Here is a 23327-nt window from a genome sequence, read left to right on the forward strand (position 1 = left end):
CAAAAAGGGTCGTCTGACTATTCATCAGGCATACACCTGTTCAGCGGATTGTGAACGCACGGAAAGCACTTTGTCCCACAGGCTTTGTGCGGTGATCAGGGTCAGCATGCTGTTTTGGGCGATATTGGCAATGGCAATGCCCGGGTTGTGGCTGGCACCCCGGAAAAAGGTATTCATCGGCTGAATCTGCGTTGGTGCCAGATAAGGGATTTCGCCCAGGGCAGAGACAAACAGGCCAAATCTGAGCGAGGCGGTTTTGTCTTCAATGACGATGATTTGCCGGTAATCCGTGAAATAGTGCGGATGTCCCAGCATGCGTGCCAGGTCAATCACCGGAATCACCTCTCCACGGTAGGCGTGCATGCCTGCAATAAACGGTGCAGATTCAGGCAAGGTGCGCAGCTGGTCTTCATCAATCGCCTCGCGCACAAAGCGTGCTTCTATGCCCATCCATGAGTCACCAACGTAGAAGGTGGCATATTCCTGGCAGTCCTGCCCGGACTGCGCAAACAGGTTGGGGTTAAATTTGTTGTGGATGACTTGCGCCTCGGCGTAGATACGCTGATTGATTTCATCCTCCTTGCCCAGAGGCGTGAAAATCAGCGCAACCACCTTGTTGCGGTAGCTATCTTGCTCGCTCTTGAATTCACGGTAGCCATAGGCTGCGCGCGCGCCAACGGCATAATAGGTATTCTGGTAAATCGCAATATCAAATAGCTGCTCGCCCTCTTTAAGCTTACTAATGGCGGGCATCAGTTCAAAAACTTCGCCCATGGCAAAGTCTTTATGCGTGCTTGAAATGACATTGAGTTGTTCGTTCACAAACAAGGTGAAGCTGCCATTGACCGGCGTATCTGCCTTGTCTCGTGGAATTACGTCGCGCAGCATGGCCTGGAATTGCGGTGCGCTGTCGAATACGATGGCAATGCCACCGACGATACTGCTACCATCCAGATGCCGTATAGGCGCGGCATAAATGTAAGTGTGTTTGTTATTGTAGAGAGGGGTGGGTTCAAACGGGGAGACCACGTAGTCTTGTGTAGAGGCGCAACTGCGCGTTCGACCTACCCATTCATCTGCCAGCTGGGTGCCAATTAGTTGCTGGTATTGTGAATTCGACACGGCCATGACCTCACCCTTGCGATCAAACACAATCAGGTTGTCATATACGGTGTATAGGCTATTGATATAGCGCAGCACGTCGGTGACTTTGCGCTTGTCTTCATCCGCCAGGCTAGTTTGTGCTAACAGCTCCCTAAAAACGTGTGTGAGCGCCCACCAACGTACATCATTGGCACGTTCATACAGGTTGCGGTCCATGATTTCTACCGCCAGCTGCGCATAAAAACTGGAGTTTTCCAGCATCACCGACACCACGGTCTGATAGAGCTCAGACACCATGTTTTCAATGATCTGCTGCGTTTTATGGCCGGTATGGCTGATCTCGGAAAGCAGGCTTCTGGAAAAGTTTTTCTGCTGGGTATTCACATCATTGCTTTGCCGGATATTACCGTTCCAGACAGATTGATTCAGTTTGCTCTGGATATTGGCGGCCTGCTTGGGGATATTCAGCAGGCTTTCAGAAAAAATCAGCGGGCTACGCATGACTTTACGCAAGATATCCGCATCAATATTATTGACCATGTCGCGAATGCTCTGGTTGAACGCATGCTCTATCGGGATCATGGCCTGGCCCAGCCAGCCTGGCCCCAGATAACCCTGGTAGCCTTCTGACTGTTTGGTCACGCACAGGTATTCGCGCCCGCTAAAGCGCGTCATAAACCAGTCCGTGTCGGTATCCACACATAGCGAAATGCCCAGCGGAATCTGGTACGGATCGCTGGAGGCAATCACGTTGCGCTCTTCATCCAGCAATACGCCTATGGTCCAGTCATTATGCGAAATCAGGTTGTGAAAGATGGTGTCCAGCTCGTTGACGAATTTAAAGCACAGGCACAGCACCCCCAGCGTGCGGTGGCCGTCTTGGCTGCGTACGGCGTGCGCATAGACCAGTGATTTATGCAGCTTGCCGCCGATATCTGTTTCATAAAAACGCTCTACATACGGCGCTGTTGATTGCCGCGCCAGGGCCACAATCGGGTGGTAGTGGAACAGGGTGGTCTGCGTGTCATCCAGTTGATGCAGTAACTGGCCTTCTTCATCAAACAGCACAATATTGTCGTAGACGGTGTATTTCTTCTGGTATTCCTGAAAGCGAAACTCGATACTTGCCTGGTCGGCGTCTTCCAGGATATCCGCAGCCTGTTTCTCCAGATAGTCACGCACCTCATTATCGGTAGCGAAAAATCCGATGTCTGCCGTACGCTCAAACAGGTTACGTACCAGTAAATTGATAATCTCAAATGCTTTTGAAGACAGTTGCGCAGCTGTTTTGTGCAGGGTTTCCTGCGATAAATGCCGTAACACATCGTTAGAAATGGTATTAAACGCACTGCGGGTTTCTTCCATTTCGGAGCCGGTGCCGGACAGTTGTGCCATCAGTGCCAGGCTATCCCAGGCGTGCTGCAGTTGGTAGATGTTTGAACGAAAGTCATTGACCTTCTTGAAGTGGTTAGCCAAATCCTCGGTTAACGGTTGCGGGTGCATCTTGTTGCCTCTTTCCCTATACATATTTTATTGTTGCCAGGGCAGATACAGCAAAAATGGTTCCCGTTTGGGTGGTTCAAATTGAAAAACAATGGCAAGAAAAATGCTTTTATTACAATATTAAGGCCATAAATGTCGTGAAGATGGCGTAAAAATCGCTTATCAAGTATTGAACTGGCCTTTAAATCACCTCTTTTTCAAGAAATTAACTTCTCCATGCCTTTTTCTAGTGCGTCAATAACCAAAACAGTGCGGGTATTGGTGCCTAATTTTCTGATTTTAGTGGCATCTCTTCTATGATTAATACCATGATTGAAATTCACAGCGTCTCTGAGGCCATCCGTGATGCGGTGGCGCCAGTATTTTTATTGACCGGTATCGGCTCGATTTTGGGCGTGCTGATTGGGCGCTTGGGTCGCTCGATAGACCGTGCCCGTTATTTGACCGATACGCCGGAAGAAAAACGTGAGCGCTTTAAAGATGAATTGCGGATTATTGTGCGCCGTACCAAATGGTTGCGGCGGGCGATTGGTCTGGCCACTTTTGCTGCTTTGTGTATTTGTGTGTCGATTGCCAGTATGTTTATTTCAGTCGAGACGGGTTTGCGACTACCGCACCTGGTGATGGTGTCGTTTATTATTTCGATGGCTTCGCTGATTTTGGGCCTGCTGTGCTTTTTGCGCGAAATTGTGCTGGCATCCCGCGAAGTGATTGTGCCGTTTCAGCAGCGCGAAAAACCTGCGCAGCCGCAGTCATCAAAGGCCTAGCGATAAAGGGCGCGAATCACATCGGTTTGCGTTAGGATGCCGACCAGCTTGTTAGACGCATCGACCACTGGCAGTAATTGCAAATGATGGCTGGTCATCAGCGGGATGGTATGCATGAGGTGCATATGTTCGGTGATGGTAATGGCCGGGGTGGTCATGATCTGGCCGACCACTTCTGGTTTGTCGCTGTGTGTGGTGGGCGACCAGCGGATCAGGCGTTTGAGCGCAGGCGCCACTTCGCGATAGCTTTCTGCCTTGGCGTGGCGCATAAAGTCGGATACGCTCAACAGGCCTATCACCAGTTGTGCTTTGTTGACCACCGGAATCGCGGGCTCAGGTTGTTTGAGTATCAATTGCCAGGCTGTTTCCAGCGCATCGCCAAACTCAAGGGTCGTCGAGACCGGGCGCATGATTTCCCGACATTCAATGGCTTCCAGTTTGCGCTTGTAGGCGATCAGCTCGGTTTGTTCCAGCAGGCTTTGCAGTTGCTCCGGGTGAATGTCCAGCACTTCATGGAATTGTCCCAGCGCGGTCTGCAAGTCTTCCTGCCTGAAGCCAAACTGGTAGTGCATATGCGTGGGTGAATTTGGCGCGTGCTCGTGATGCGCGGCGGGATAACGATAGCCAGTCAATGTATGGTAAAGCCAGGCGGTGAGTACCAGCAAGATACTGTTCGCCAGTACCGGCCACCAGATAAAACTGTAGCCCAGGTTGTGAATGGCCTCACCACCTAACACGGCAGTCAGGGCGACCGCGCCACTGGGCGGGTGCAGGCAGCGCAGCGCAAACATGAGCGCGATCGCACTGAGCATTGCCAGTGCCGCGGCGAACACCAGTTGTTGCGGTAATAATTGCGTGAAAAATACCCCTGCCAACGCCGACACGGTATTGCCTGCCAGGATGGCCCATGGTTGTGCCAGCGGGCTGGATGGCAAGCAAAACAGGATGACGGCGGAGGCGCCCATGGGTGCAATTAAAAACACTGCGCTATGCCAGTCTCCTGGCACTACATTCAGGGCAATCAGCCCGGTACACAAAATCCCTAATCCGGCACCCATGGCCGCCCGCGCATAATCGCGTAGCGTGCCAGTCATGCGGCGTGGCCAGTAAGGCCTTAAGAAAGACGGTAAATCTGCCATTGCACGGTCAAAAAAGCAAAAAGTGCAGTGTATCACGATCAATACATTTTCCTGTTTCTACCCCATGGTCGTCAGTGCCAGGGACTTTTGTCAGCCCGATACATGAGGATACAAAAACAGTGAAACTTCAAAGCGCTTTTACCGCTCATACTGCGCAGAGGCACTTTCAGTGAAGCGCCAATATTAAAAAAGCAAGAAAGGACGTTGTGATGCAATCGTTTTTACAATCAAGACTCACGCATTGGGTGACCGTACCATTGGCGGTGGCCGCTTTGTTCGGCGCAGGCTACTTTATCAAAGGAAATACGCTGGTGAATCATGCGCAGGCCACGGCACCGGTATCGGCAAAAACCATGACGGCGCCAAGCGCCTATATTACGTTGCCTAACTTTGCCAGCATTGCTTCTAGCCAGGGAGCGGCTGTAGTCAATATCAGCGTCACCGGTACGGTGAAAACCGCTGGTATTCCGGGTGTGGATCCTAACGACCCGATGTTTGAATTGTTCCGTCGTTTTCAACCCAACCTGCCACAAACCGAAACGCCTATGAACGGCCTGGGTTCAGGCTTTATCGTCAAGTCTGATGGCGTGATCCTGACTAATGCGCATGTGGTCGACAAAGCGGATGTGGTGACGGTAAAACTGTCTGACAAGCGTGAATTTCAGGCCAAGGTGATTGGCGTGGATAAATTAACCGATGTTGCCGTACTGAAAATTGAGGCCAAGGACTTGCCAACCGTGCATATCGGCAGCACCAAAAACAGCAATGTCGGTGACTGGGTAGTGGCGATCGGTTCGCCATTCGGTTTTGATAACACGGTGACGGCGGGCATTATTTCGGCCAAGTCGCGCGCACTGCCAGACGAGGGCTATGTACCTTTCCTGCAAACCGATGTGGCGATTAACCCGGGCAACTCAGGTGGGCCACTGTTTAACCTCAATGGCGAAGTGATTGGTATCAACTCGCAAATTTACAGTCGCAGTGGCGGCTATCAGGGCTTGTCATTCGCTATACCGATTGATGTTGCCATGGGGATTGAGCAGCAATTGCTGGAAAAAGGCAAAGTCAGCCGTGGTCGCTTAGGCATTGGTGTGCAATCGATTAACCAGGATCTGGCCAGTTCGTTTGGTTTGCCGTCACCGAGTGGTGCGCTGGTGAGCAATATTGAGAAAAATGGTCCGGCTGATAAAGCAGGCCTGGAACCTGGCGATGTGATCGTCAAATTCAATGGTCAAAGCATAGACCGCTCCAGCGATTTGCCACCCATGGTAGCGAATGTGAAGCCGGGCAGCACGGTCGGTATGGAGGTCTGGCGCAACAAGCAATTGAAGAAATTGTCTGTGCGTATCGATGAAATGCAAGCGGCGCAAGCCGGCCCGGCGACAGTGCCAGATAGTCAGCAATCTAAACTGGGCGTCAGCGTGCGCCCGCTGACCTCGCAAGAGTTGGCACAAACGCAGCTCAAGCAAGGGTTGCTGGTTGAAGAGGTTGCTAAAGGCCCTGCGGCGTTGGCAGGCATACAGCCAGGCGATGTGATCCTGGCGGTGAATGGTGACCAGGTTAAAAACGTGAGCCAGTTGCATGACAAGTTGTCGCAAAACGTGAAGAACGTGGCGTTGCTGGTGATGCGAGGTGACAGCAAAATTTATGTGCCGGTGAAGATTAGTTGATTTTTGCGTGTGATCCTTCGAGCCTTGCCCCGCAATTGCGGGGCTTTTTTTGCGCTGGGCAAATTCGGGCCAGGCATTGCATAATTCTGCTACGCTTTCGTTTTTGCTCGGTAAAATAATAAACTATGCAGACATTTCATATTGAGCCTACTCAGAACGCACCCTTGCAAGCTGCACTGGTGAATCACATTAATCAAAAAACCAAACCACTGGGCGCATTGGGGCGTCTGGAAACCCTGGCCATGCAGTTGGGCTTAATACAGCAGACCGAACAACCGGTGTTGCAGCAGCCGACCATGTTGGTGTTTGCGGGTGATCACGGTATTGTGGAAGAAGGGGTAAGCCCTTATCCGCAGGCGGTCACTGCGCAAATGGTGCTCAATTTTCTCAATGGCGGCGCGGCGATTAATGTGTTCGCACGTCAGCACAGCTTTGATTTGCACGTGGTAGATAGTGGCGTTAATGCCGTGTTCCAGCCGCACCCGCTGCTGATCGATGCAAAATTGGGCATGGGCACAGAAAATTTCCGGCATCAGCCTGCCATGACGGCAGACCAATGTGCACAAGCGATTACGCGTGGTGCGCAAATTGCGCGTGATGCGATTGCGCAGGGCTGTAAGGTGCTGGCGTTGGGTGAGATGGGCATAGGGAATACATCTAGTGCCAGTTGCCTGATGAGCGTACTGTGCGGCTTGCCTATGCATCAGTGTGTCGGCCGCGGCACTGGCTTGAGCGACAAAGGTTTGCAGCACAAGCTCTCTGTCCTCACCTCTGCCTTGCAGATGCACCATGTTTCGGCCGATGAACCGTTGCAGGCATTGGCGGCGTTTGGTGGTTTTGAAATTGCCATGATGGTGGGCGCGCTGCTGGCTGCCGCCGAGGCCAGAACGACGTTGCTGATTGATGGTTTTATTGCCACCTCTGCCTTGTTGGTGGCTGCCAAGCTTTATCCGCAAGTGGTGGATTATTGTGTGTTTGCGCACTGCTCTGATGAAAGCGGGCATAGCATGATGTTGTCACATCTCAATGCACAGCCCTTGTTGCATCTTTCGCTACGTTTGGGTGAGGGGACTGGTGCCGTACTGGCTTATCCCTTGCTGCAGTCTGCCGTGGCTTTCCTCAATGAAATGGCCAGCTTTGAAAGTGCTGGTGTCAGTGGACAGATACAGTGAAGCTGCAATGGCGCTATTTTGTGCTGGCCGTCGGTTTTTTTACACGGCTGCCCGTGCCTGCAGTGGCAGATTTTCAGGAGTCTGATCTTAATCACGCCGCCAGGTATTTCCCGCTGGTTGGTGTATTGATTGGCCTGCTGGCCGCTATCACTTGGTGGCTGGCGAGCTGGGTGTTGCCGCCAGCCTTGGCGGTGTTATCTAGCATGGCGATGACTATTTATCTGACTGGCGCTTTTCATGAGGATGGCCTGGCAGATAGTGCCGATGGCCTCGGTGGCGGTATGGATCGCGCGCGCAAGCTGGAGATCATGCAGGACTCGCGCCTCGGCAGTTATGGTGCCATTGCGCTGGTCGGCATGTTGCTGTTCAAGTTCCAGGCCTTATCTGCGCTTACCCCGGCGATCTTACCGTTTGCCCTGATTGCTGCGCATGCGCTCAGCCGCCTGGCCGCAGTTGCCATCATGGCCACCGCCAGTTATGTGCGCTTTGCCGGTAAATCCAAACCGCTGGCGACGACGCTGACGCGACAGGATATCTGGTGTGCCAGTGCATTTGGCCTGTTGTGCTGGCTGGGCTTTTGCCTGATGCTGGGCATGAATCATTCTGCGTTGAGTGCGATGCGGTTTTTGCTGATCACCGGATTACCTGTACTGACCGTCTGGTGGTGGTGGCGTCGCCTGATCCTGCGGCATTTGCAGGGCTATACTGGCGATACATTGGGTGCCACCCAACAATTGACTGAAGTGGCCTTTTATTTGGGCTTGCTGGCCTGGGAGCATCTGGCATGAAACTGACTTTAGTGCGCCATACCAGTTTGCAAATCGCCGAGGGCATTTGCTATGGGCAGAGCGATATTGATGTCTCGGTTAACTTTGCCAGTGAGCTGTCGCAACTGAAACAAAAACTCATTCATGAGCAGATTGATGCCGTCTATGCCAGTCCGCTACAGCGTTGTAGCAAACTGGCGCATGCACTGGGTTTCGATGGCATCATGCACGATGAGCGCCTGAAAGAGCTGCATTTTGGCGATTGGGAGATGCAGTCGTGGAACGATATTCCGCGCGAATTGTTTGACGTGTGGGCGCAGAACTATGCCGAGTTGGCGCCACCCAATGGCGAAACCTTTGCCGGTTTGCAGCAGCGCGGCGTAGACTTTTTGCAGGAGGTGCATGCGCGCCATGCAGGCCAGCACGTGTTAGTGGTCACGCACGGCGGCATGATACGCGCCCTGATCGCGCATGTGCTCAATATGCAACTCAAAGGCCTGTTTCGCTTTCATGTGGATTATGCCAGCCTGACACGCTTGGATCTGTCGGGTGCGATTCCCAAAATTGAGTTTGTAAATCGCTAAGGCACTAGTATTTTTTCACCGGCGTTTTCTCAATAGCGCTTTCTTAATAGTTCAAACACCTTGTCATCCTCACAATGCGCCACGTTAAAGCGTAACCACGACGAAGGCTCTTGGTAGGGCCTGAACAGGTTGCCGGGTGCCAGCATGATGTTCTGCTTCGATGCCTCGCTGGCAACTTCAGCGGCGTTGTTGTCGTTAGCCAGTTTGGCCCAGACAAACATGCCTCCGGCCGGTTCGGCATGGATGCTTAAGCCACATTCTTCCAGTGCGCGTATCACCTGTGCTCTTTTTACCTCTAGCTGGCTGCGTACCTTTTCCATATGTTTGCGGTACCTGCCTTCGACCAGAATCTGGTACATCACACGCTGGTTGATCTCTGAGCTGGTGAGGCCGGTCAGCAATTTGAGGTCGAGTAGCCGGTTGGCCAGGTCGGCCTGGCAGGCAATAAAGCCCACGCGCAAGCTGGCCGAAATGGTTTTGGAGTAACTACTGACATAGATGACGCGGTTGAGCTGGTCCAGCGCGGCCAGGCGCGTGGCATTTTGCGGATGGAAGTCGCCATAAATATCATCTTCCACAATATATAAACCGTATTTTTCAGCCAGTTGCAGTATCTGGTGCGCAACGGCCAGGCTGGTACTAGTGCCGGTCGGGTTATGCAATACCGTATTGGTGAAAAATAACTTGGGGCGGTGTTCTTGCAATAGTTGTTGCAAGGCGCTGACATCCGGCCCATTCAATAGCCGCGGCACGCCCATAATGCGCGCGCCCATGGATTTCAAAAAACCAAACAAGGTGTAATAGCCAGGATCGTCCACCAGTACCACATCGCCTGGTTTGATAAACAGCCGCGCAACTAAATCCAGGCCATGCGAAGCGCCGTTGGTCATGAGGATTTGCTGGGCGTCTGCATGGATACCAATATCTGCCAGGTTCTTTTTTGCCAGCTGTTGCCGCAGCGGTAAGTAGCCACTCACATCACCATACCCGGTTAAAAAATACCCCGATTTCCGTGATAATTCATTCAGGCTTTTTTGAATGACCTTTTCATCCAGCCAATCCTTAGGCAGCCAGCCACAGCCAGGCCTGACCGCATCCGGTACGTCTCTAAATGTGTTGTGCAGCAGCCATAGCACATCGTCGGCCCTGTCCAGGTAAGAGGTGCTTGAAACGGTTTCTTCGGGTTTGTTGAGGGGGGCGACATAGAAGCCTGAACCACGTCGTGACAGCAGATAACCCAGCGCCACCAGGCGATCATAAGCATCGACGACAGTAAAGCGACTGATGTGGTGTTGCACGGCAAAGTCGCGGATAGAGGGTAAGCGTGTACCTGTACGCAGTACGCGTTGCTCAATCAGTTGTTTCACACCACTGACAACTTGCTCGACCAGTGGCACCGGGTCTTGTGGATTAATCGTGATCAGTGACTGGGTGACTGGCATGGTATTTGGACCTGTACAGTGTCTAATATTGATCGTTAAATTGTACATGTAGTGTACATGCATGCAGCGATAAGATGTGATTAAACTTTCATCGAATAAGGTCTGAAGATGCGTTTCATTGTGATGGTGTTGCTGGCAGTGCCCGTGATAATGGTAGTGCTGCCTTATGTCTCTTATGGTCAAGCTTCTCGCCAGGTGGATCATGACAACGCAGCGCCCAAATCTGTCTGCGTGACCAACCTGCGTGTCGGGGCTGCGTGTGAATCAAGTACTGAGTCGCATCAGTCTATGGTCATGGAACCTATGGTGATGATCCGGGGGCAGTTACTGCCTGTGCGCTAGAAAGAATATTATGCATATCGCTATCCTGACGTTTGACGGTTTTAATGAGCTGGACTCTATGATTGCCCTGGGTATATTAAACCGCGTGCAACAGCCAGGCTGGCGTGTTTCAATCGCCAGCCCCACGGCCAGGGTGACATCCATGAATGGAGTCGCCTTGGAGTCGCATATTTCCTTGGCCGAGGCCTCTGCTGCCGATGCCGTGATTATTGGTAGTGGTATCCATACGCGGGCCATTGCTGAGAGCGCTATGCTGGCATCTTTGCATTTGGACCCTGATCGGCAATTGATAGGTGCGCAGTGTTCAGGTGCGTTGATATTGGCCAAGCTCGGTTTGCTCAATGGCCTGCCCGCGTGTACAGATCTGGTGACTAAACCCTGGGTGCAGGCATTAGGCGTCGATACTCTGGATCAACCCTTTTTTGCGCGGGGCAATATTGCCACCGCAGGTGGTTGCCTGGCCTCACAATATCTGGCATTTTGGCTGATTGCCCGTCAGGCCGGGCTGGAAGCAGCACAAAAAGCTTTGCATGATGTCGCGCCCGTGGGCGAAAAGGAACACTATTTAGCAAGCGCGGCCAGTCATGTCAGGCCATATTTGCCCGAAGCGCTTTTAATTTAATTAAGTATGTATACCCCAAAACACTTTTCTGCCCCTGGTGAAGAGGCGCTGCTAGATTTGATCCGGACGTATCCGTTTGCCACGCTGGTGACGACTGCGGCCAGTGGTTTAGAGGTGAATCATCTACCGCTGTATTTAGATGATAACGGCACCTTGAGTGGTCATGTGGCCCGCGCGAACCCGCTCTGGCAAGAAACGCATGGCCTCAACGAGGTCATGGCGATTTTTCATGGCCCGCATGCTTATGTCACCCCTGCGTGGTACCCCACCAAAGCCCAAACCGGCATGGTGGTGCCGACCTGGAATTATGTGGTGGTGCATGCGCGTGGCAAGCTGCGGGTGATAGAAGATGCCAACTGGTTACGCGCCCATTTGACTGCGCTGACGGCACAACAGGAAGCGGCGTTTGAACAACCGTGGCATCTTGAGGATGCGCCGGCCGGATTTATCGACAAGCTCATGCAGGCGGTAGTTGGTATTGAGATTGAGGTTACCGAACTCACTGGTAAATGGAAGTTGAGCCAGAACCAGTCGCCGGAGAATCAAGTCGGGGTGTTGCAGGGGTTAAGTGCGGGTGATGATGTGCATGGCCGCGAGATCGCTGAATTGGTCAAGGTTGTGAATCGCTTAACTGTTGAGTGACATGGCGTAGGGCTTGTGCCAGCCGAGACCACTCGTTAGCTGGCGGCAAGCCAAAACGCAAGGCTGACGGCGATTCAAAATAACGCGTCCAGATGCCTTCTTTCGCTAATGCTTGCTGTAACTCGCGGCTGGCAGGATGCAGTACATACTGAAATAAATCGGTACCGCCTGCAGGCTTGAGCTCATGCTGGTTTAGTACTTGTGCTAATTGCCTGGACTGTGCCGGCAGATGCCCGCGCATCAGCTGTTGCCAGTCATGGTCAGCCAGCGCCTGGCTGGCAATCATTTGGCTGGGGCCGGTGATGGTCCAAGGGCCGAGTAATGATTCCACTTGTGCCAGAGCTGTGGGTTCTCCCAGTAAGAAGCCCACCCTCAGGCCTGCCAGTCCAAAAAACTTGCCCAGTGAACGCAATACCCATAAACCTGTCTGCCCGGTATGGCTGGCGAGGCTGTGCTGCGGTGTGCTATCCATAAATGCCTCGTCTACCACCAACCAGCCGCCACGGGCTGCCAGTTGCGCATGCCAGCCTAATAATGTGTCAGGGGGATATACATGTCCGGTCGGGTTGTTAGGGTTGCACACCAGCAATACGTCGGACTGGTTTAGCGTGTCGCTATCAGGTGTTTGCTCAAAAAACTGTACCTGGTGCCCCGCGCGTTGCCAGGCATGTGCATGCTCCTGATACATGGTGTGCGGCATGGCGACGCGGCAAGGCGCGCGCAAGGTCGGCAATAGTTGCAACGCGGCCTGTGAGCCTGCGCAGGCTAACACATGCTGGCAACCATAATACTTGCGCGCGGCCGCATGCAGTGTGTCGGTGGCTGGTGGCAAGCGTTGAAACAGCGCGGGGGCCAATGCCGGAATCGGGTAGTGTTGCGGATTGATGCCGGTCGATACATCCAGCCAGTCCGTGAGTGGCCGGCCGTATTGCTGCGCGGCTTGCTGCAAATTACCGCCGTGCTCAAGCATAGGCGAACGCTCCAATCAATACAGCCACCATCAGCCAGCTCAGCATGCCATGACATACCAATTGCAACGCCCTGGGAATATCTTCAGCAATCGGTGTTGTGAGCGTGCCCAGTCGTGGGCGGTCATGCCATTCACCATGATAGCGAGCGCGTCCGCCCAATTGCACATTCAGCGCGCCCGCGCCTGCGGACATGACTGGGCCCGCGTTCGGACTATCCCATAACGGCGCCTGCGCGCTCCAGGACTGCCATGCGAGTGTTGTATGGCCAAGCAAAGCGTAAGTCATTGCCGTCAGACGGGCCGGAATATAGTTGAGTACATCATCCAGACGTGCGGCGGCCCAGCCAAAATAGAAATAACGGGGTGTGCGGTAGCCCCACATGGCATCCAGTGTGTTCACCAGACGGTAAGCCAGTGCGCCGGGGCCACCTGCGACAAAAAACCAGAACAGCGCGCCAAACACACTGTCGTTGCCGTTTTCCAGCACGGATTCAATGGTGGCGCTGACGGGTTCTATTGCTTCTACATCGCGGCTGACCATATATGAGGTGGCGCGCTGTGCCTGTTGAAACTGGCCCGCCTGTAAAGCGTGATAAACGGCCAGGCCATGCTGGCGTAGGCTGCGGTGGCCGATGGCGAAATACAGTAGGTAAAGGTGTAGTGATAATGCCAGCCAGAATGAAAGTTGCATGAGCAGAACGCTGCTCAGGACAATTGACAATACGGCCAGGCAGAGGCCCAACACGCCGCTGAGATATTGGCTGCGTTGTGCTTGTCTTGCTAAAGGGTTCAATCGTTTTTCAACTTGGGTGGCGAGCCAGCCGAATCCGACTAACGGGTGCCAGCGCCGGGGTTCGCCGAGCCAGAAATCAAGCAGCACAGCGCCACAGGCAAGCAGGGCGAGTGTGAGATAATCGGGGCATGGATAAACAGGCAGTGAAAACATTGATGGTTCAGGGCACCACATCGGATGCCGGTAAAAGTACGCTGGTGGCTGGATTGTGCCGTGTATTGTACCGCAGCGGGGTGGCGGTGGTGCCATTCAAACCGCAAAACATGGCGCTCAACGCCGCGGTGACTGAAGATGGCGGCGAGATCGGCCGCGCGCAGGCGGTGCAGGCGATGGCCTGCGGACTGCCGCCACATACCGATATGAATCCAGTGTTGCTCAAGCCCAATTCGGATACCGGTTGCCAGGTGATTATTCACGGCCAGGTGGTGGGCAACCAGGAGGCGAGTACTTACCACGACTACAAGAAAACCGCGATGCAGGCGGTATTGCAATCTTACCAGCGCTTGCAGCAGCAGTATGGCTGCATCGTGGTGGAGGGGGCGGGTAGCCCGGCCGAGATTAACCTGCGCGCCAACGATATTGCCAATATGGGCTTTGCCGAAGCGGTCGATTGCCCGGTGATCCTGGTGGCAGATATTGATAAAGGCGGCGTATTTGCACACCTGGTCGGCACATTGGCGCTATTGTCTGAGAGTGAGCAGGCCAGGGTGATTGGGTTTGTCATTAATAAATTCCGCGGCGATATCGCCTTGCTGCAACCGGGGCTGGATTGGCTGGAAGAACGCACCGGGAAGCCGGTGATAGGCGTGTTGCCTTATATGCATGACTTGCATCTGGAAGCTGAAGATGCGGTTGCAAAAAGCAATACTAAAAAAGCAGATGTTCAGTTGACGATTGTTGTGCCCATATTGCCGCATATCGCTAACCATACCGACTTTGATGCCTTGCGCCTGCACCCGCAAGTAGACCTCAAGTTTGTGCGTTTGAATGAGCCTGTGCCCGCGGCTGATTTAATTATCCTGCCTGGTAGCAAGAATGTACGCGGCGATCTGGCTGCGTTGCGTGAGCATGGCTGGGAAGCCGTCATTGCGCGGCATTTACGTTATGGCGGCAAAGTGCTGGGCATTTGCGGTGGCTTCCAGATGCTGGGCCAGGCTTTACATGATCCATTGGCGATTGAAGGCGAGGCGGGCAGTAGCGCTGGCCTGGGCTGGCTGGCCATGGAAACAACGTTGGAAACCCACAAGCAACTCAAGCAAGTTTCTGGCAAATTAGCTTTTGCCGAGGCGATGGTACAAGGCTATGAGATTCATATGGGGGTGAGCCGCGGCCCGGCCTTGCAGCATCCTGCACACCTGATCGACGGTATGGCAGAAGGCGCACGGTCAACAGATGGCCAGGTCGCAGGCAGTTATATTCACGGTTTGTTTGACCATCCACAAGCCTGCGCCGCCTGGTTGCAATGGGCGGGGGTGGCTGAACAAGTGGCTTACGATTACACGCAATTGCGCGAGCAGAGCCTGGAAAAACTGGCAGATAGTGTACAGCAGCACTTCAACTGGCTAGCGCTTGCGCCTTACTTGCCCCAAGGCTTTACGCCAGGTTAACCCGCAACCACCTTGATGGTTTGCTCAAACGCCTGAACCACTTGCCCGGCGCGGATTTTGGCGGTTTTTCTGCGCTCAATGGCACCATCTACCTTGATCAACCCTTCGGCGACCATAGACTTGCCCTGGCCGCCACTGTCGGCCACGCCTTCCAGTTTAAGCAAATCACATAGCGCGATATATTCGCCTTTGAGTTCAAATGTCGAGCTTGCCATACAGAATTCCTTTCTAAGTCAGCGAGTGCCTAAGGCTTGCCTTGAATGTCCAGCGGTAAATTCACTTCCAGCGTCAAAGAGGCATTCTGGCTTTCCCATAATTGTTCATTGAGCTGGTGATGCACAGTGACAAACAGGAAATTCAGCCCCGCTTTTTGTGGGTGGAAGCTAAACTCACCTTGTTCGTTGGCGTGAATGTTAGAGGCTCTCACATTGTCGAGATCGTATAGATCTTCAATCCTGTGCTTGATAAAGTGCTCGTTATCCGTCACCACAATAATACGCGCATTAGGCACTGGCTTACCATTTTCCAGCACACGGAAATTCAACTCTCCACCGAGTAACAAACCATTGGGTGACGCCAGCGGGATGATTTCCAGGCCTTTATTAAACGGCTTGGCTACATATTTTTGCTGACCTTTGAAAATATAGGTGTCGGCATAACTGTAATAATTCATGGTGGTAGGTTTGCCCGTCACACGCTTCATATCGGCAGCAAAATAAAGCTTTTTATCGGCAGTTTCCACCGCCTTGTATATTGGGCCGACCCTTTGCCCCGTGCTGATACGATAGGTGCCTTCTTCTTTTAATTCCGGTTCCAGATACACGGCCGCCTTGGTTTTGGCGATGGGTTTGATCGCTGCCGTCACGCCTTGTGGTGAGGTGATGGTAAAGTTCGGCGAGTCCATGGCAAAGTCAGCCTGGAACGGAAACTCGGTAAACGCAGATTCAATCGTCAGGCGATGATGTGTGACGTTGAACTGGTTGGGTTTTAAAAACGGCACATGTGCCTCGGCCGCCAAAGTGGTCACTAAAACGATCAGGGCTAGGAGAAACTTTTTCATACGGGTGCTTTCTTGTTATTTAAGCTTTAACGGCAAGCCTGCGGCAATGAAGCTGACTTGATTTGCGATGGCCGCTACATGCTGGTTCAAGCGGCCCTGCTCATCCTGGAACTGGCGGTTGATTTCTCCCAGCGGCACAATACCCATGCCGACCTCGTTGCTCACTAAAAATACGTGGGCTTGCAGTTGCGGCAAGGCGTTCAGCAAGGCTTGCTTTTCTGCCTGCCAGTCCAGCCGCTCTGGTTTATCGCAATCCGGGCAAATGCACTGTGCCAGCCATAAAGTCAGGCAATCCACAATCAGGCAAGTCTCTGGCGCATCGTTATCCAGCAGTGTCTGCCCGAGGTTGAATGGCGCTTCGACTAATCCCCAATACGGTGGACGGCGGGTTTTATGATGTTCCACGCGTTTTGCAAATTCGTCGTCATAGACTTGCGCGGTGGCAATATAGGTCACCGGACACTCAAGTGCCGAGGCCAGGCGCTCGGCATACGCGCTTTTACCGCTGCGTGCTCCGCCTAAAATCAGGTGTGTAGTCATGCGTGACTCCCTTGCTGTTGCCAGCGTTGAATGATGGTTTGCAGTTGCGCCAGGCCCTCGGTAAACAGCGCAGGCCCGGGCTGCAAGATATCGACCGACTTGATTTCGTACAGATGACCATGCTGGATGGCCGGGATGGCTTGCCAGCCTGGTCGTGCTTTTACTTTTTCCGGCTGGAATTTTTTGCCACACCAGGAGCCGATGATAATGTCCGGCTGTCTGGCCAGTACTTGTTCTGCGTTTACCTGCCGGTCTTTGGCACTATGGAACTGGCTGAGTTCGGGAAAGCAATCCTCGCCGCCCGCCGCCTCAATCAGCTCAGCCGCCCAGCGGATGCTGCACATCATGGGCTCGTCCCATTCTTCAAAGTATACTTTGGGTTTGCGTGGCCAACTGGACGCTTGTCGGCGTGCCGCGTCCAGTTGCGCCTGATAACTTTCTACCAGTTGCTTCGCTTTGTCACTTGCGCCGACTAAATCGCCGACGGTCAATATCATTTGCAGAGTCTCATCCAGGCTGCGCTGGTTAAACACATGCACCTGGCAACCGGCTTTAATCAGCGCAGCAGCAATGTCAGCCTGCAGGTTGGAGAAGCACAGTACCAGGTCAGGTTGCAGTGCCAGAATTTTCTCGATATTAGCGCTGGTGAAAGCGCTGATTTTTGGCTTCTCTTTGCGGGCAATGGCCGGGCGCGTGGTAAAGCCGGAAATACCGACAATGCGGTCTTGTTCACCCAGCAAATAAAGGACTTCCACTGTTTCCGTGGTCAGGCAGACAATACGTTGCGGCCAGCGCTTCATGGCTGAGTGTTGCCTTGTGGTTGCCAGCCATTTTCCATCAGCATATCGCTGAGTGGTTTTTCTGTGGCCCAGCCTTCTTCCACCAGCATGGGGGATTTGTAAAAGGCGTTCACATAACCCAGGCACAAAATCGCCACCGGTTTGGCGTCCGCAGGCATGCCCAGCAATCGTGCCAGTTTTTGCGGGTCAAACAGGCTGACCCAGCCCATGCCTATGCCTTCGGCACGCGCGGCCAGCCACAGGTTTTGAATGGCGCAACTGACTGAGGCCAGGTCCATCTCCGGCAGCGTACGGCGGCCAAAAATATATTTTTCCCGCTGGTCACACAAAGTGGCTACCAGTAGTTCGCCACAGTCCAGAATGCCTTCGACTTTAAGCCGCATAAACTCGGCCATGCGCGCCGTGTTTTCAACCTCGCCGATGGCTTGCGCTGTCTGCTTGCGTTCCTCGTCGACCAGTGCGTGAATGGCCTTGCGTAATGTGGTATCACTGATGCGGATAAAGCGCCACGGCTGCATCAGGCCCACACTGGGCGCGTGATGGGCGGCTTGCAACAGTTTTTGCAATAACTCGGGCGTGATCGGCGTTGGCAAAAAATGCCGCATATCGCGCCGCTCGGCAATCACTTTATAAATGGCCGCTTTGTCGGCATCCGGATAGGCGAAACTCATGACAGGAAAAACTGTGCCGCCAGGGACGGATTGGATGGGAAGTAAAAATGCAAAAAGCTGGCTGTGATGCTTTGGTGGCGGTAGACCGCTTCACCCGCACCGTATTTGCCTTCGCCTTGCGCAATCACCGGCAAGTCCGTTTCAAACTTGCCGTAGTGAAAAGTGTGTGCGCCTATGGTTGCTTCGCCATCGCTCGCCACCGGAAACGTTGCGTGTTGTGTGCCGAGGCCTTGCAGTTTGGGTTGAATTTCGCTGTGACCCGGCAGTAAACCAAACACGGGTTGATCATTCAAGCGTTCGCCCAGTGCGAGCATGCCACCACATTCTGCCAGGATGGGTTTTCCTGCCGCGGCGGTTGCATGCAAGCTTTCGCGCATGCTGTGGTTGTGTTGCAGTTGTTCCAGATGCAATTCCGGGTAACCGCCAGGTAGCCAGTAGGCATCTGCCACAGGCAATTGAGCATCGTGCAATGGCGAAAAAAACCTGATATTGGCCCCCAGCGCTTGCAGTAAATCAAGGTTGGCCTGGTAGGTGAAACAGAAAGCCGCATCTTTGGCCACGGCAATCGTTTTTCCTTTTAGCAATGGCGTGATAGCTTGCTGTTCTGGTGCCGCAAAATGCACTGCCGGAGGCAATGGCATATCTTGTCCCAGTAGTTGCGCAGCGGCTTCTATGCGCTGGTCAATATCCGTGATTTCCTGTGCCAGGTGCAAGCCCAGATGACGCTCTGGCAAACTCAGTTGCGCGTCGTATTTCATGGCGCCCAGCCAGGGGATATCCGCTGGCAATGCTTCTTTAATCATCTTGGCATGGCCGTCGCTGCCGACCTGGTTGGCAATGACGCCCGCGCGCTGCAGCGCAGGCCGGAAGCTGTATAGTCCATAGGCGATCGCGGCAGCGGTTTGTGCCATAGCTTTGGCATTGAGCACCAGTGCGACCGGGATACCAAAGCGCTCGGCAATATCGGCGCATGAGGGTTTACCATCATACAAGCCCATCACGCCTTCGAGCAAAATCACGTCATTGTCTTGTGCCGCCTGATACAGCAAACGCTGCGCATCCGCTTCACCACACATGCCGAGATCGAGGTTGTACACCGGTTTGCCGGTGGCGGCTTCGAGTATCATGCCATCGATAAAATCCGGGCCACATTTGAATGCTTGCACGCACAGGCCACGATTGCGGTAAATGCGCGCCAATGCGGCCGTGGTCAGTGTCTTGCCTTGCCCCGACGCCGGGGCCGCCATCAGCATGGCATGGCAGCTTGCTGCTGGGGATTGCATTACAGGTCTATCCCGGCCTGGGCTTTGATGCCTGCGCGCCAGGCATGCTTGACGTCCATGAGTTCCGATACCGTATCGGCAGCATTTCTCAGGGCTTCAGACGCACCGCGACCAGTGATCACCACATGCTGCATGGGTGGGCGTTTGGCGATGGCATCCAGCACCATTTGTTCATCCAGGTAACTGTATTTGAAGGTGTAAGTGAGTTCATCCAGCACAACGAGATTGATCGCTGGGTCTTGCAGCATCTGCGCCACAATCTGCCAGCCGCGCATCGCGGTTTCAGTGTCGCGCTGGCGGTCTTGGGTGTTCCAGGTGAATCCTTCGCCCAGTACATGCCAGGTGACAGCAGGATGCTGGCTGAAAAAGGCTTCTTCACCGGTATCTGAGCGACCTTTGATAAATTGGGCGACGCCGACACGCATGCCGTGGCCCAGTGACCTGGCAACCATGCCAAAGGCGGAAGAGCTTTTGCCTTTGCCGTTGCCGGTGAGGATGAGAAGCAGGCCTTTTTCCTGATCGGCCTGCTCGATTTTTTCATCAATGACCGCTTTTTTGCGGATCATGCGCGCCTTGTGGCGGCTGTCGCGGTCGTTGGTTTCCATGATGGTGCGTAAACTTAAGCGTTTTCGCGGACAGAGCGCTTGGCCAGGCCAAACACCACGTGTGCAATCAGTGCCACCACCACCCAGAACGCAATCGCTTCCAGCTGTTTGGGGAAGTATTTGACCAGGCGTGGCACAAATTCAACCAGGGTTGGATCTGGGTAACGACCACCAAAGAAGTAGAAGCCACCGCTGGAGAACAATTCAGCAACAGCTGAAGCCACTACCACCACGCCTGTCAGCTTGAATAAGCTGCTCAGTGCCCAGGTGGTATTGCTGGCTGTCCAGCGGCCTGCCAGCCACATGGTACCGTAAGCCGGTAATAAGAACCCGTAAGCAGGTGTGACGCAAAAATTGCTGACGCCGCCCCAGGTAACTGCCGCCATATCCAGGCCAGCACACAGCGCCAGCAGCGCCACAAATACGATGGTTGAACGCAGGTAATAACCAGCAATAAAAAACGCAGCGTAAGAAGCGCTAGGCAAAAAGTCGATCGAAGCAAAGTGATGACCGCGTGTCACGATGACCATCAGTGCAATGACAAATGCAATTGCCAGCGATTGAGTTGAAATTTTACTTGGCATGCCAACGACTCCAAAAAATAAGATTAATCACAAGGGGTGAATTTTAGCCCAATTCCATAAGGCTTGGGCAAAATCCACCCTTCACAGAGTTACTTCATATCGTAATTCAGGCTAATAAACACGTTGGCGCCCATGGTGTTGTAGTCAGGTGCGTTGGGTGAGAATGCGCTTTTGGTTGTTGCCAATGCGTAATCTTTATCCAAAATGTTGTTGGCACGTGCCAATAGTTTCCAGTGATTACTCAATTGATAACCTAGTGATGCATTGATCAACGCGTAACCGCCCAGCTTGAAGTTGTTATCTGGATCGTTGTATCGTTGCGAGGCAGCTGAAACTTCAGTGCCAACATCCCAGTCACCAGACTTGTATTGCAGTTGCAGATTGCCATAGCGCTGACTTCTTCTTACAAGTAAATTGTCTGTATCGTCGTTACGTGGGGACTGGATGGTCACGTTTCCTGTCAGGTGCCACTGAGGGTTGAGCATGATGCTGCTTTCAGCCGTGACCCCCTGGATTTCTACCTTGCCTGCATTGGTTGGGCAGAACCCTGCAAAGCTACAGCCAGATGTCGCAGGGCCTGCATTCTGGATAAGATCCCTAATATGGTTTTCAAACACTGTCAGCTTGGCTTGAATCGTTGCGGTTTGATAACGCAGACTAGCTTCAACGTTATCCGACTTTTCTGGTTTCAGTGCAGGGTCGCCAAAGCTAGGGAAATATAGTTGGTTAAACGTTGGCGCCCTGAACGCTGAACCATATTGTGCGGTCACCTGCCATTCGGGAGTGATTGCGTAGCCATAACCAACACCGCCTGTCACGTAGTTACCATATTGCGTGTTGTGGTCTTCCCGGGCGGAAAGCTGAATACTATGGGCTTCGTGATTGCCAACAAACCCCAGCATGAAGCTGTCATCGTTACGCGTTTTGTCTATGCTTGGGTTGCCATTGGAAAATGTAAGGACATCTTGTTCCAGTCTGTCGTAGGCAAAGGTCAGTGTGCCAAACGACAGTGTGTAATCATGCTGCCAGGTGATTTGCGTCTGCTCTGAGTCGAATTTGCTACGGCTGCTTGCACTGTTTACGCTGTATGAGCGTTCACGGCCAATTCCATATTTTAAAGTGCTATGCCAGTGCTCAGTCAGTTGGTTTTTTAGTGTTGCGCCATAGGCTTGCTGATTGGTCGTGGAGTAGTTGCTGTAGGCATTATCAAAATGGTTGAGTCCGTCAGACTCCATAAAACGTAAGCCGAGGCTATGGCCTTGGGCGAACTCAAGGTCTGCATAAGCTGAACCACTCAAGTTGCGGTAACCGTCACGATCGCGGTCAATAGTGGCTGTTGGATGTTTTTTAGCAGAAATTCCCCGGGTGTCATAACTACTCATTTGGGCGCCGAATTGCAGTGCCTGATAGCGACTGTCAAATCCTGCACTTCCTGTATAAGTGTCGTAACTGCCTGCGCCTACACTACCGTAAAAGAGGGTTTTGTCTGTTTTGGCGCGACGTGTGAAAATTTGAATGACACCACCAATGGCATCTGCGCCATATAGGCTTGAAGCTGGGCCACGCAGAATCTCGATTCTGTCTATTAAAGCCAATGGTAAGTTCTCAAAAGCGGTGGTGCCTAAGGTGGCTGAGTTGATACGCAAACCATCTACAAGTACAACGACTTGTTCTGCATTTGTACCGCGTACAAAAAGACTGCTGGCCGTCCCCATGCCGCCATTAGTTGCAATTTGCAGGCCTGGTTGTAATCTCAGCAGGTCGGGCAGTGAGCTGCCTTTCATTCTGTCGATTTCTTCGCGGGTCACGACAGTGATATCACCAGTCGCTGTTTTGGTTGAAACCGGGATCCTGGCTGCGGTCACGCTAACCTCGTCCAGCGCGAGTGCGGCGTGATTAGATGTATTTTCTGAAAAAACTTCTTGAGCCAGGGTTATGGCAGGAGAAAGGGCGATGAGACCTAAAATGATTTTTTTATTCATATCTGTTTCCGATAATGCATACGACCCCGTATGCAGAATATTTAAGAGTGGAAACCTGAGATGTGCGTTGACTAAAAGCAGATAGAGGCATTCATTCCGAATGCCAATTTTGAGAGTCACCGTCACCCCGCGGTATTTCCATACGTTTGGTTGCGAGGCCGGTCTCCGGGCTTGCAAGTTTTGATCTATCGCCTTCCCGAGTTTGAACTCAGTGGCATATGGATAGACCCGCACTTGCTTACCGTTGCGGGGGCAGCACAGGAGTTGTGAATGTAGGTTCACGCACCTGTTTCCCAGTTTCACCTTAGCCTGTAGAAATACAGCAAAGGCACCTGACAACTGGGCGTCATTCTAGTCTAAAGCGTGCTTTTTTGCCAGTCGACCTGTATTCGGCAGGTGTGCTCAAATTGTTAATTTACTTTGAAAAAATGCGCTTAGCTATTGACCACACTCATTTTTTTAAAAGATAATGGGCTGATGGATGCCGATTTAAAAAGTCTTGAAGAGCGTGTGACGAAGCTGATTGCTTTGTGCGGACAGCTGCGTGACGAAAATGTGGAGTTGCGTCAGGAGGTCACACGGCTGCATCAGGAGTCTCAATCGTTGAAGCTGAATATGACGCAAGCCAGCGTTCAGTTAGAGCGATTATTGTCGGCATTGCCTGAGGAAGGTCGTTAA

24 protein-coding genes and 1 riboswitch are annotated in these 23327 nt (G+C 52.9%); of the genes, 10 read left to right on the plus strand and 14 right to left on the minus strand.

Annotation, left to right across the window (positions count from 1 at the left end; genetic code table 11):
- Positions 1-24: 24 nt before the first annotated feature.
- On the minus strand, positions 25-2607 hold the full coding sequence (locus tag MET42_RS0102115; protein WP_019881078.1) for a chemotaxis protein CheW: 2583 nt from the start codon (positions 2605-2607) through the stop codon (positions 25-27).
- A 308-nt stretch (positions 2608-2915) separates the two neighbouring features.
- On the opposite strand from MET42_RS0102115, the gene MET42_RS0102120 reads away from it, so the two are divergent.
- On the plus strand, positions 2916-3374 hold the full coding sequence (locus MET42_RS0102120; RefSeq protein WP_019881080.1) for a DUF2721 domain-containing protein: 459 nt from the start codon (positions 2916-2918) through the stop codon (positions 3372-3374).
- Here the strand turns inward: MET42_RS0102120 and MET42_RS0102125 are convergent.
- Positions 3371-4513, minus strand: coding sequence for an HPP family protein (locus tag MET42_RS0102125; RefSeq protein ID WP_029512294.1), 1143 nt, complete (start codon positions 4511-4513; stop codon positions 3371-3373). The two genes, MET42_RS0102120 and MET42_RS0102125, sit on opposite strands and share 4 nt — an antisense overlap.
- Before the next feature lie 209 nt (positions 4514-4722).
- Here MET42_RS0102125 and MET42_RS0102130 point away from each other — a divergent pair, with 209 nt between their 5' ends.
- The 4 genes from MET42_RS0102130 to cobC all read left to right on the plus strand — a co-directional run bounded on the left by MET42_RS0102130 (position 4723) and on the right by cobC (position 8706).
- Entirely contained in the window at positions 4723-6183 is a 1461-nt protein-coding gene (locus MET42_RS0102130) for a DegQ family serine endoprotease (RefSeq protein WP_019881082.1), read from the plus strand.
- Positions 6184-6308: 125 nt separating this feature from the next.
- A complete protein-coding gene (cobT, locus tag MET42_RS0102135; RefSeq protein WP_029512295.1) occupies positions 6309-7355 on the plus strand; it encodes a nicotinate-nucleotide--dimethylbenzimidazole phosphoribosyltransferase in 1047 nt (348 codons plus the stop codon).
- A complete protein-coding gene (locus MET42_RS0102140; RefSeq protein ID WP_019881084.1) occupies positions 7352-8143 on the plus strand; it encodes an adenosylcobinamide-GDP ribazoletransferase in 792 nt (263 codons plus the stop codon). Before cobT ends, MET42_RS0102140 begins: the two co-directional genes overlap by 4 nt.
- Positions 8140-8706: an alpha-ribazole phosphatase gene (gene cobC, locus MET42_RS0102145; RefSeq protein ID WP_019881085.1), complete on the plus strand. Its 567-nt coding sequence runs from the start codon at positions 8140-8142 to the stop codon at positions 8704-8706. Before MET42_RS0102140 ends, cobC begins: the two co-directional genes overlap by 4 nt.
- Positions 8707-8735: 29 nt before the next feature.
- On the opposite strand, the gene MET42_RS0102150 is transcribed toward cobC, so the two are convergent.
- A complete protein-coding gene (locus MET42_RS0102150; RefSeq protein ID WP_232411238.1) occupies positions 8736-10148 on the minus strand; it encodes a PLP-dependent aminotransferase family protein in 1413 nt (470 codons plus the stop codon).
- 108 nt (positions 10149-10256) lie between these two features.
- On the opposite strand from MET42_RS0102150, the gene MET42_RS0102155 reads away from it, so the two are divergent.
- The 3 genes from MET42_RS0102155 to MET42_RS0102165 are packed head-to-tail and all read left to right on the plus strand — an operon-like array spanning position 10257 to position 11754.
- Positions 10257-10490 carry a hypothetical protein gene (locus MET42_RS0102155; protein ID WP_019881087.1) on the plus strand — a complete coding sequence of 78 codons (234 nt, stop codon included), beginning with the start codon at positions 10257-10259 and terminating at the stop codon, positions 10488-10490.
- 10 nt (positions 10491-10500) lie between these two features.
- Positions 10501-11112, plus strand: a complete 612-nt coding sequence (locus MET42_RS0102160) for a DJ-1/PfpI family protein (protein WP_019881088.1) — start codon at positions 10501-10503, stop codon at positions 11110-11112.
- Between the two features lie 6 nt (positions 11113-11118).
- Positions 11119-11754, plus strand: a complete 636-nt coding sequence (locus tag MET42_RS0102165; RefSeq protein WP_019881089.1) for an FMN-binding negative transcriptional regulator — start codon at positions 11119-11121, stop codon at positions 11752-11754.
- Here the strand turns inward: MET42_RS0102165 and cobD are convergent.
- Both cobD and cbiB read right to left on the minus strand, forming a co-directional pair.
- The gene (cobD, locus tag MET42_RS0102170) at positions 11723-12724 is read right to left on the minus strand and encodes a threonine-phosphate decarboxylase CobD (RefSeq protein ID WP_019881090.1); all 1002 of its coding nucleotides are present in this window, start codon (positions 12722-12724) and stop codon (positions 11723-11725) included. The two genes, MET42_RS0102165 and cobD, sit on opposite strands and share 32 nt — an antisense overlap.
- A complete protein-coding gene (cbiB, locus tag MET42_RS0102175; protein WP_019881091.1) occupies positions 12717-13670 on the minus strand; it encodes an adenosylcobinamide-phosphate synthase CbiB in 954 nt (317 codons plus the stop codon). The genes cobD and cbiB overlap by 8 nt, the downstream gene beginning before the upstream one ends.
- Before the next feature lie 2 nt (positions 13671-13672).
- Between cbiB and MET42_RS0102180 the strand changes: the two genes are divergently transcribed.
- Complete coding sequence (locus tag MET42_RS0102180) at positions 13673-15124, plus strand: cobyric acid synthase (protein ID WP_019915202.1); 1452 nt, start codon at positions 13673-13675, stop codon at positions 15122-15124.
- Here MET42_RS0102180 and MET42_RS0102185 read toward each other — a convergent pair.
- The 9 genes from MET42_RS0102185 to MET42_RS0102225 all read right to left on the minus strand — a co-directional run bounded on the left by MET42_RS0102185 (position 15121) and on the right by MET42_RS0102225 (position 22649).
- Entirely contained in the window at positions 15121-15339 is a 219-nt protein-coding gene (locus MET42_RS0102185) for an RNA-binding S4 domain-containing protein (protein ID WP_019881093.1), read from the minus strand. The genes MET42_RS0102180 and MET42_RS0102185 overlap by 4 nt on opposite strands.
- Positions 15340-15368: 29 nt before the next feature.
- Positions 15369-16184 (minus strand): DUF4198 domain-containing protein, encoded by an 816-nt coding sequence (locus tag MET42_RS0102190; RefSeq protein WP_019881095.1) that lies wholly within the window; start codon positions 16182-16184, stop codon positions 15369-15371.
- A 15-nt stretch (positions 16185-16199) separates the two neighbouring features.
- Complete coding sequence (gene cobU, locus MET42_RS0102195) at positions 16200-16724, minus strand: bifunctional adenosylcobinamide kinase/adenosylcobinamide-phosphate guanylyltransferase (RefSeq protein ID WP_019881097.1); 525 nt, start codon at positions 16722-16724, stop codon at positions 16200-16202.
- The gene (locus tag MET42_RS0102200) at positions 16721-17524 is read right to left on the minus strand and encodes a cobalamin-binding protein (RefSeq protein ID WP_019881099.1); all 804 of its coding nucleotides are present in this window, start codon (positions 17522-17524) and stop codon (positions 16721-16723) included. The genes cobU and MET42_RS0102200 overlap by 4 nt, the downstream gene beginning before the upstream one ends.
- Complete coding sequence (gene bluB / locus MET42_RS0102205) at positions 17521-18195, minus strand: 5,6-dimethylbenzimidazole synthase (protein ID WP_019881101.1); 675 nt, start codon at positions 18193-18195, stop codon at positions 17521-17523. The genes MET42_RS0102200 and bluB overlap by 4 nt, the downstream gene beginning before the upstream one ends.
- Positions 18192-19478 carry a cobyrinate a,c-diamide synthase gene (locus MET42_RS0102210; protein ID WP_019881103.1) on the minus strand — a complete coding sequence of 429 codons (1287 nt, stop codon included), beginning with the start codon at positions 19476-19478 and terminating at the stop codon, positions 18192-18194. Before MET42_RS0102210 ends, bluB begins: the two co-directional genes overlap by 4 nt.
- A complete protein-coding gene (cobO, locus tag MET42_RS0102215) occupies positions 19478-20083 on the minus strand; it encodes a cob(I)yrinic acid a,c-diamide adenosyltransferase (RefSeq protein WP_019881104.1) in 606 nt (201 codons plus the stop codon). The genes MET42_RS0102210 and cobO overlap by 1 nt, the downstream gene beginning before the upstream one ends.
- 14 nt (positions 20084-20097) lie before the next feature.
- A complete protein-coding gene (locus MET42_RS0102220; protein WP_019881106.1) occupies positions 20098-20667 on the minus strand; it encodes a hypothetical protein in 570 nt (189 codons plus the stop codon).
- Between the two features lie 89 nt (positions 20668-20756).
- Positions 20757-22649 carry a TonB-dependent receptor domain-containing protein gene (locus tag MET42_RS0102225; RefSeq protein ID WP_019881107.1) on the minus strand — a complete coding sequence of 631 codons (1893 nt, stop codon included), beginning with the start codon at positions 22647-22649 and terminating at the stop codon, positions 20757-20759.
- A gap of 138 nt (positions 22650-22787) precedes the next feature.
- Positions 22788-23000: riboswitch (cobalamin riboswitch) on the minus strand.
- 90 nt (positions 23001-23090) lie between these two features.
- Here MET42_RS0102225 and MET42_RS0102230 point away from each other — a divergent pair.
- The gene (locus MET42_RS0102230) at positions 23091-23327 is read left to right on the plus strand and encodes a hypothetical protein (protein ID WP_019881108.1); all 237 of its coding nucleotides are present in this window, start codon (positions 23091-23093) and stop codon (positions 23325-23327) included.

It is taken from the genome of Methylophilus sp. 42, from assembly GCF_000384155.1.
Lineage (GTDB): Bacteria > Pseudomonadota > Gammaproteobacteria > Burkholderiales > Methylophilaceae > Methylophilus.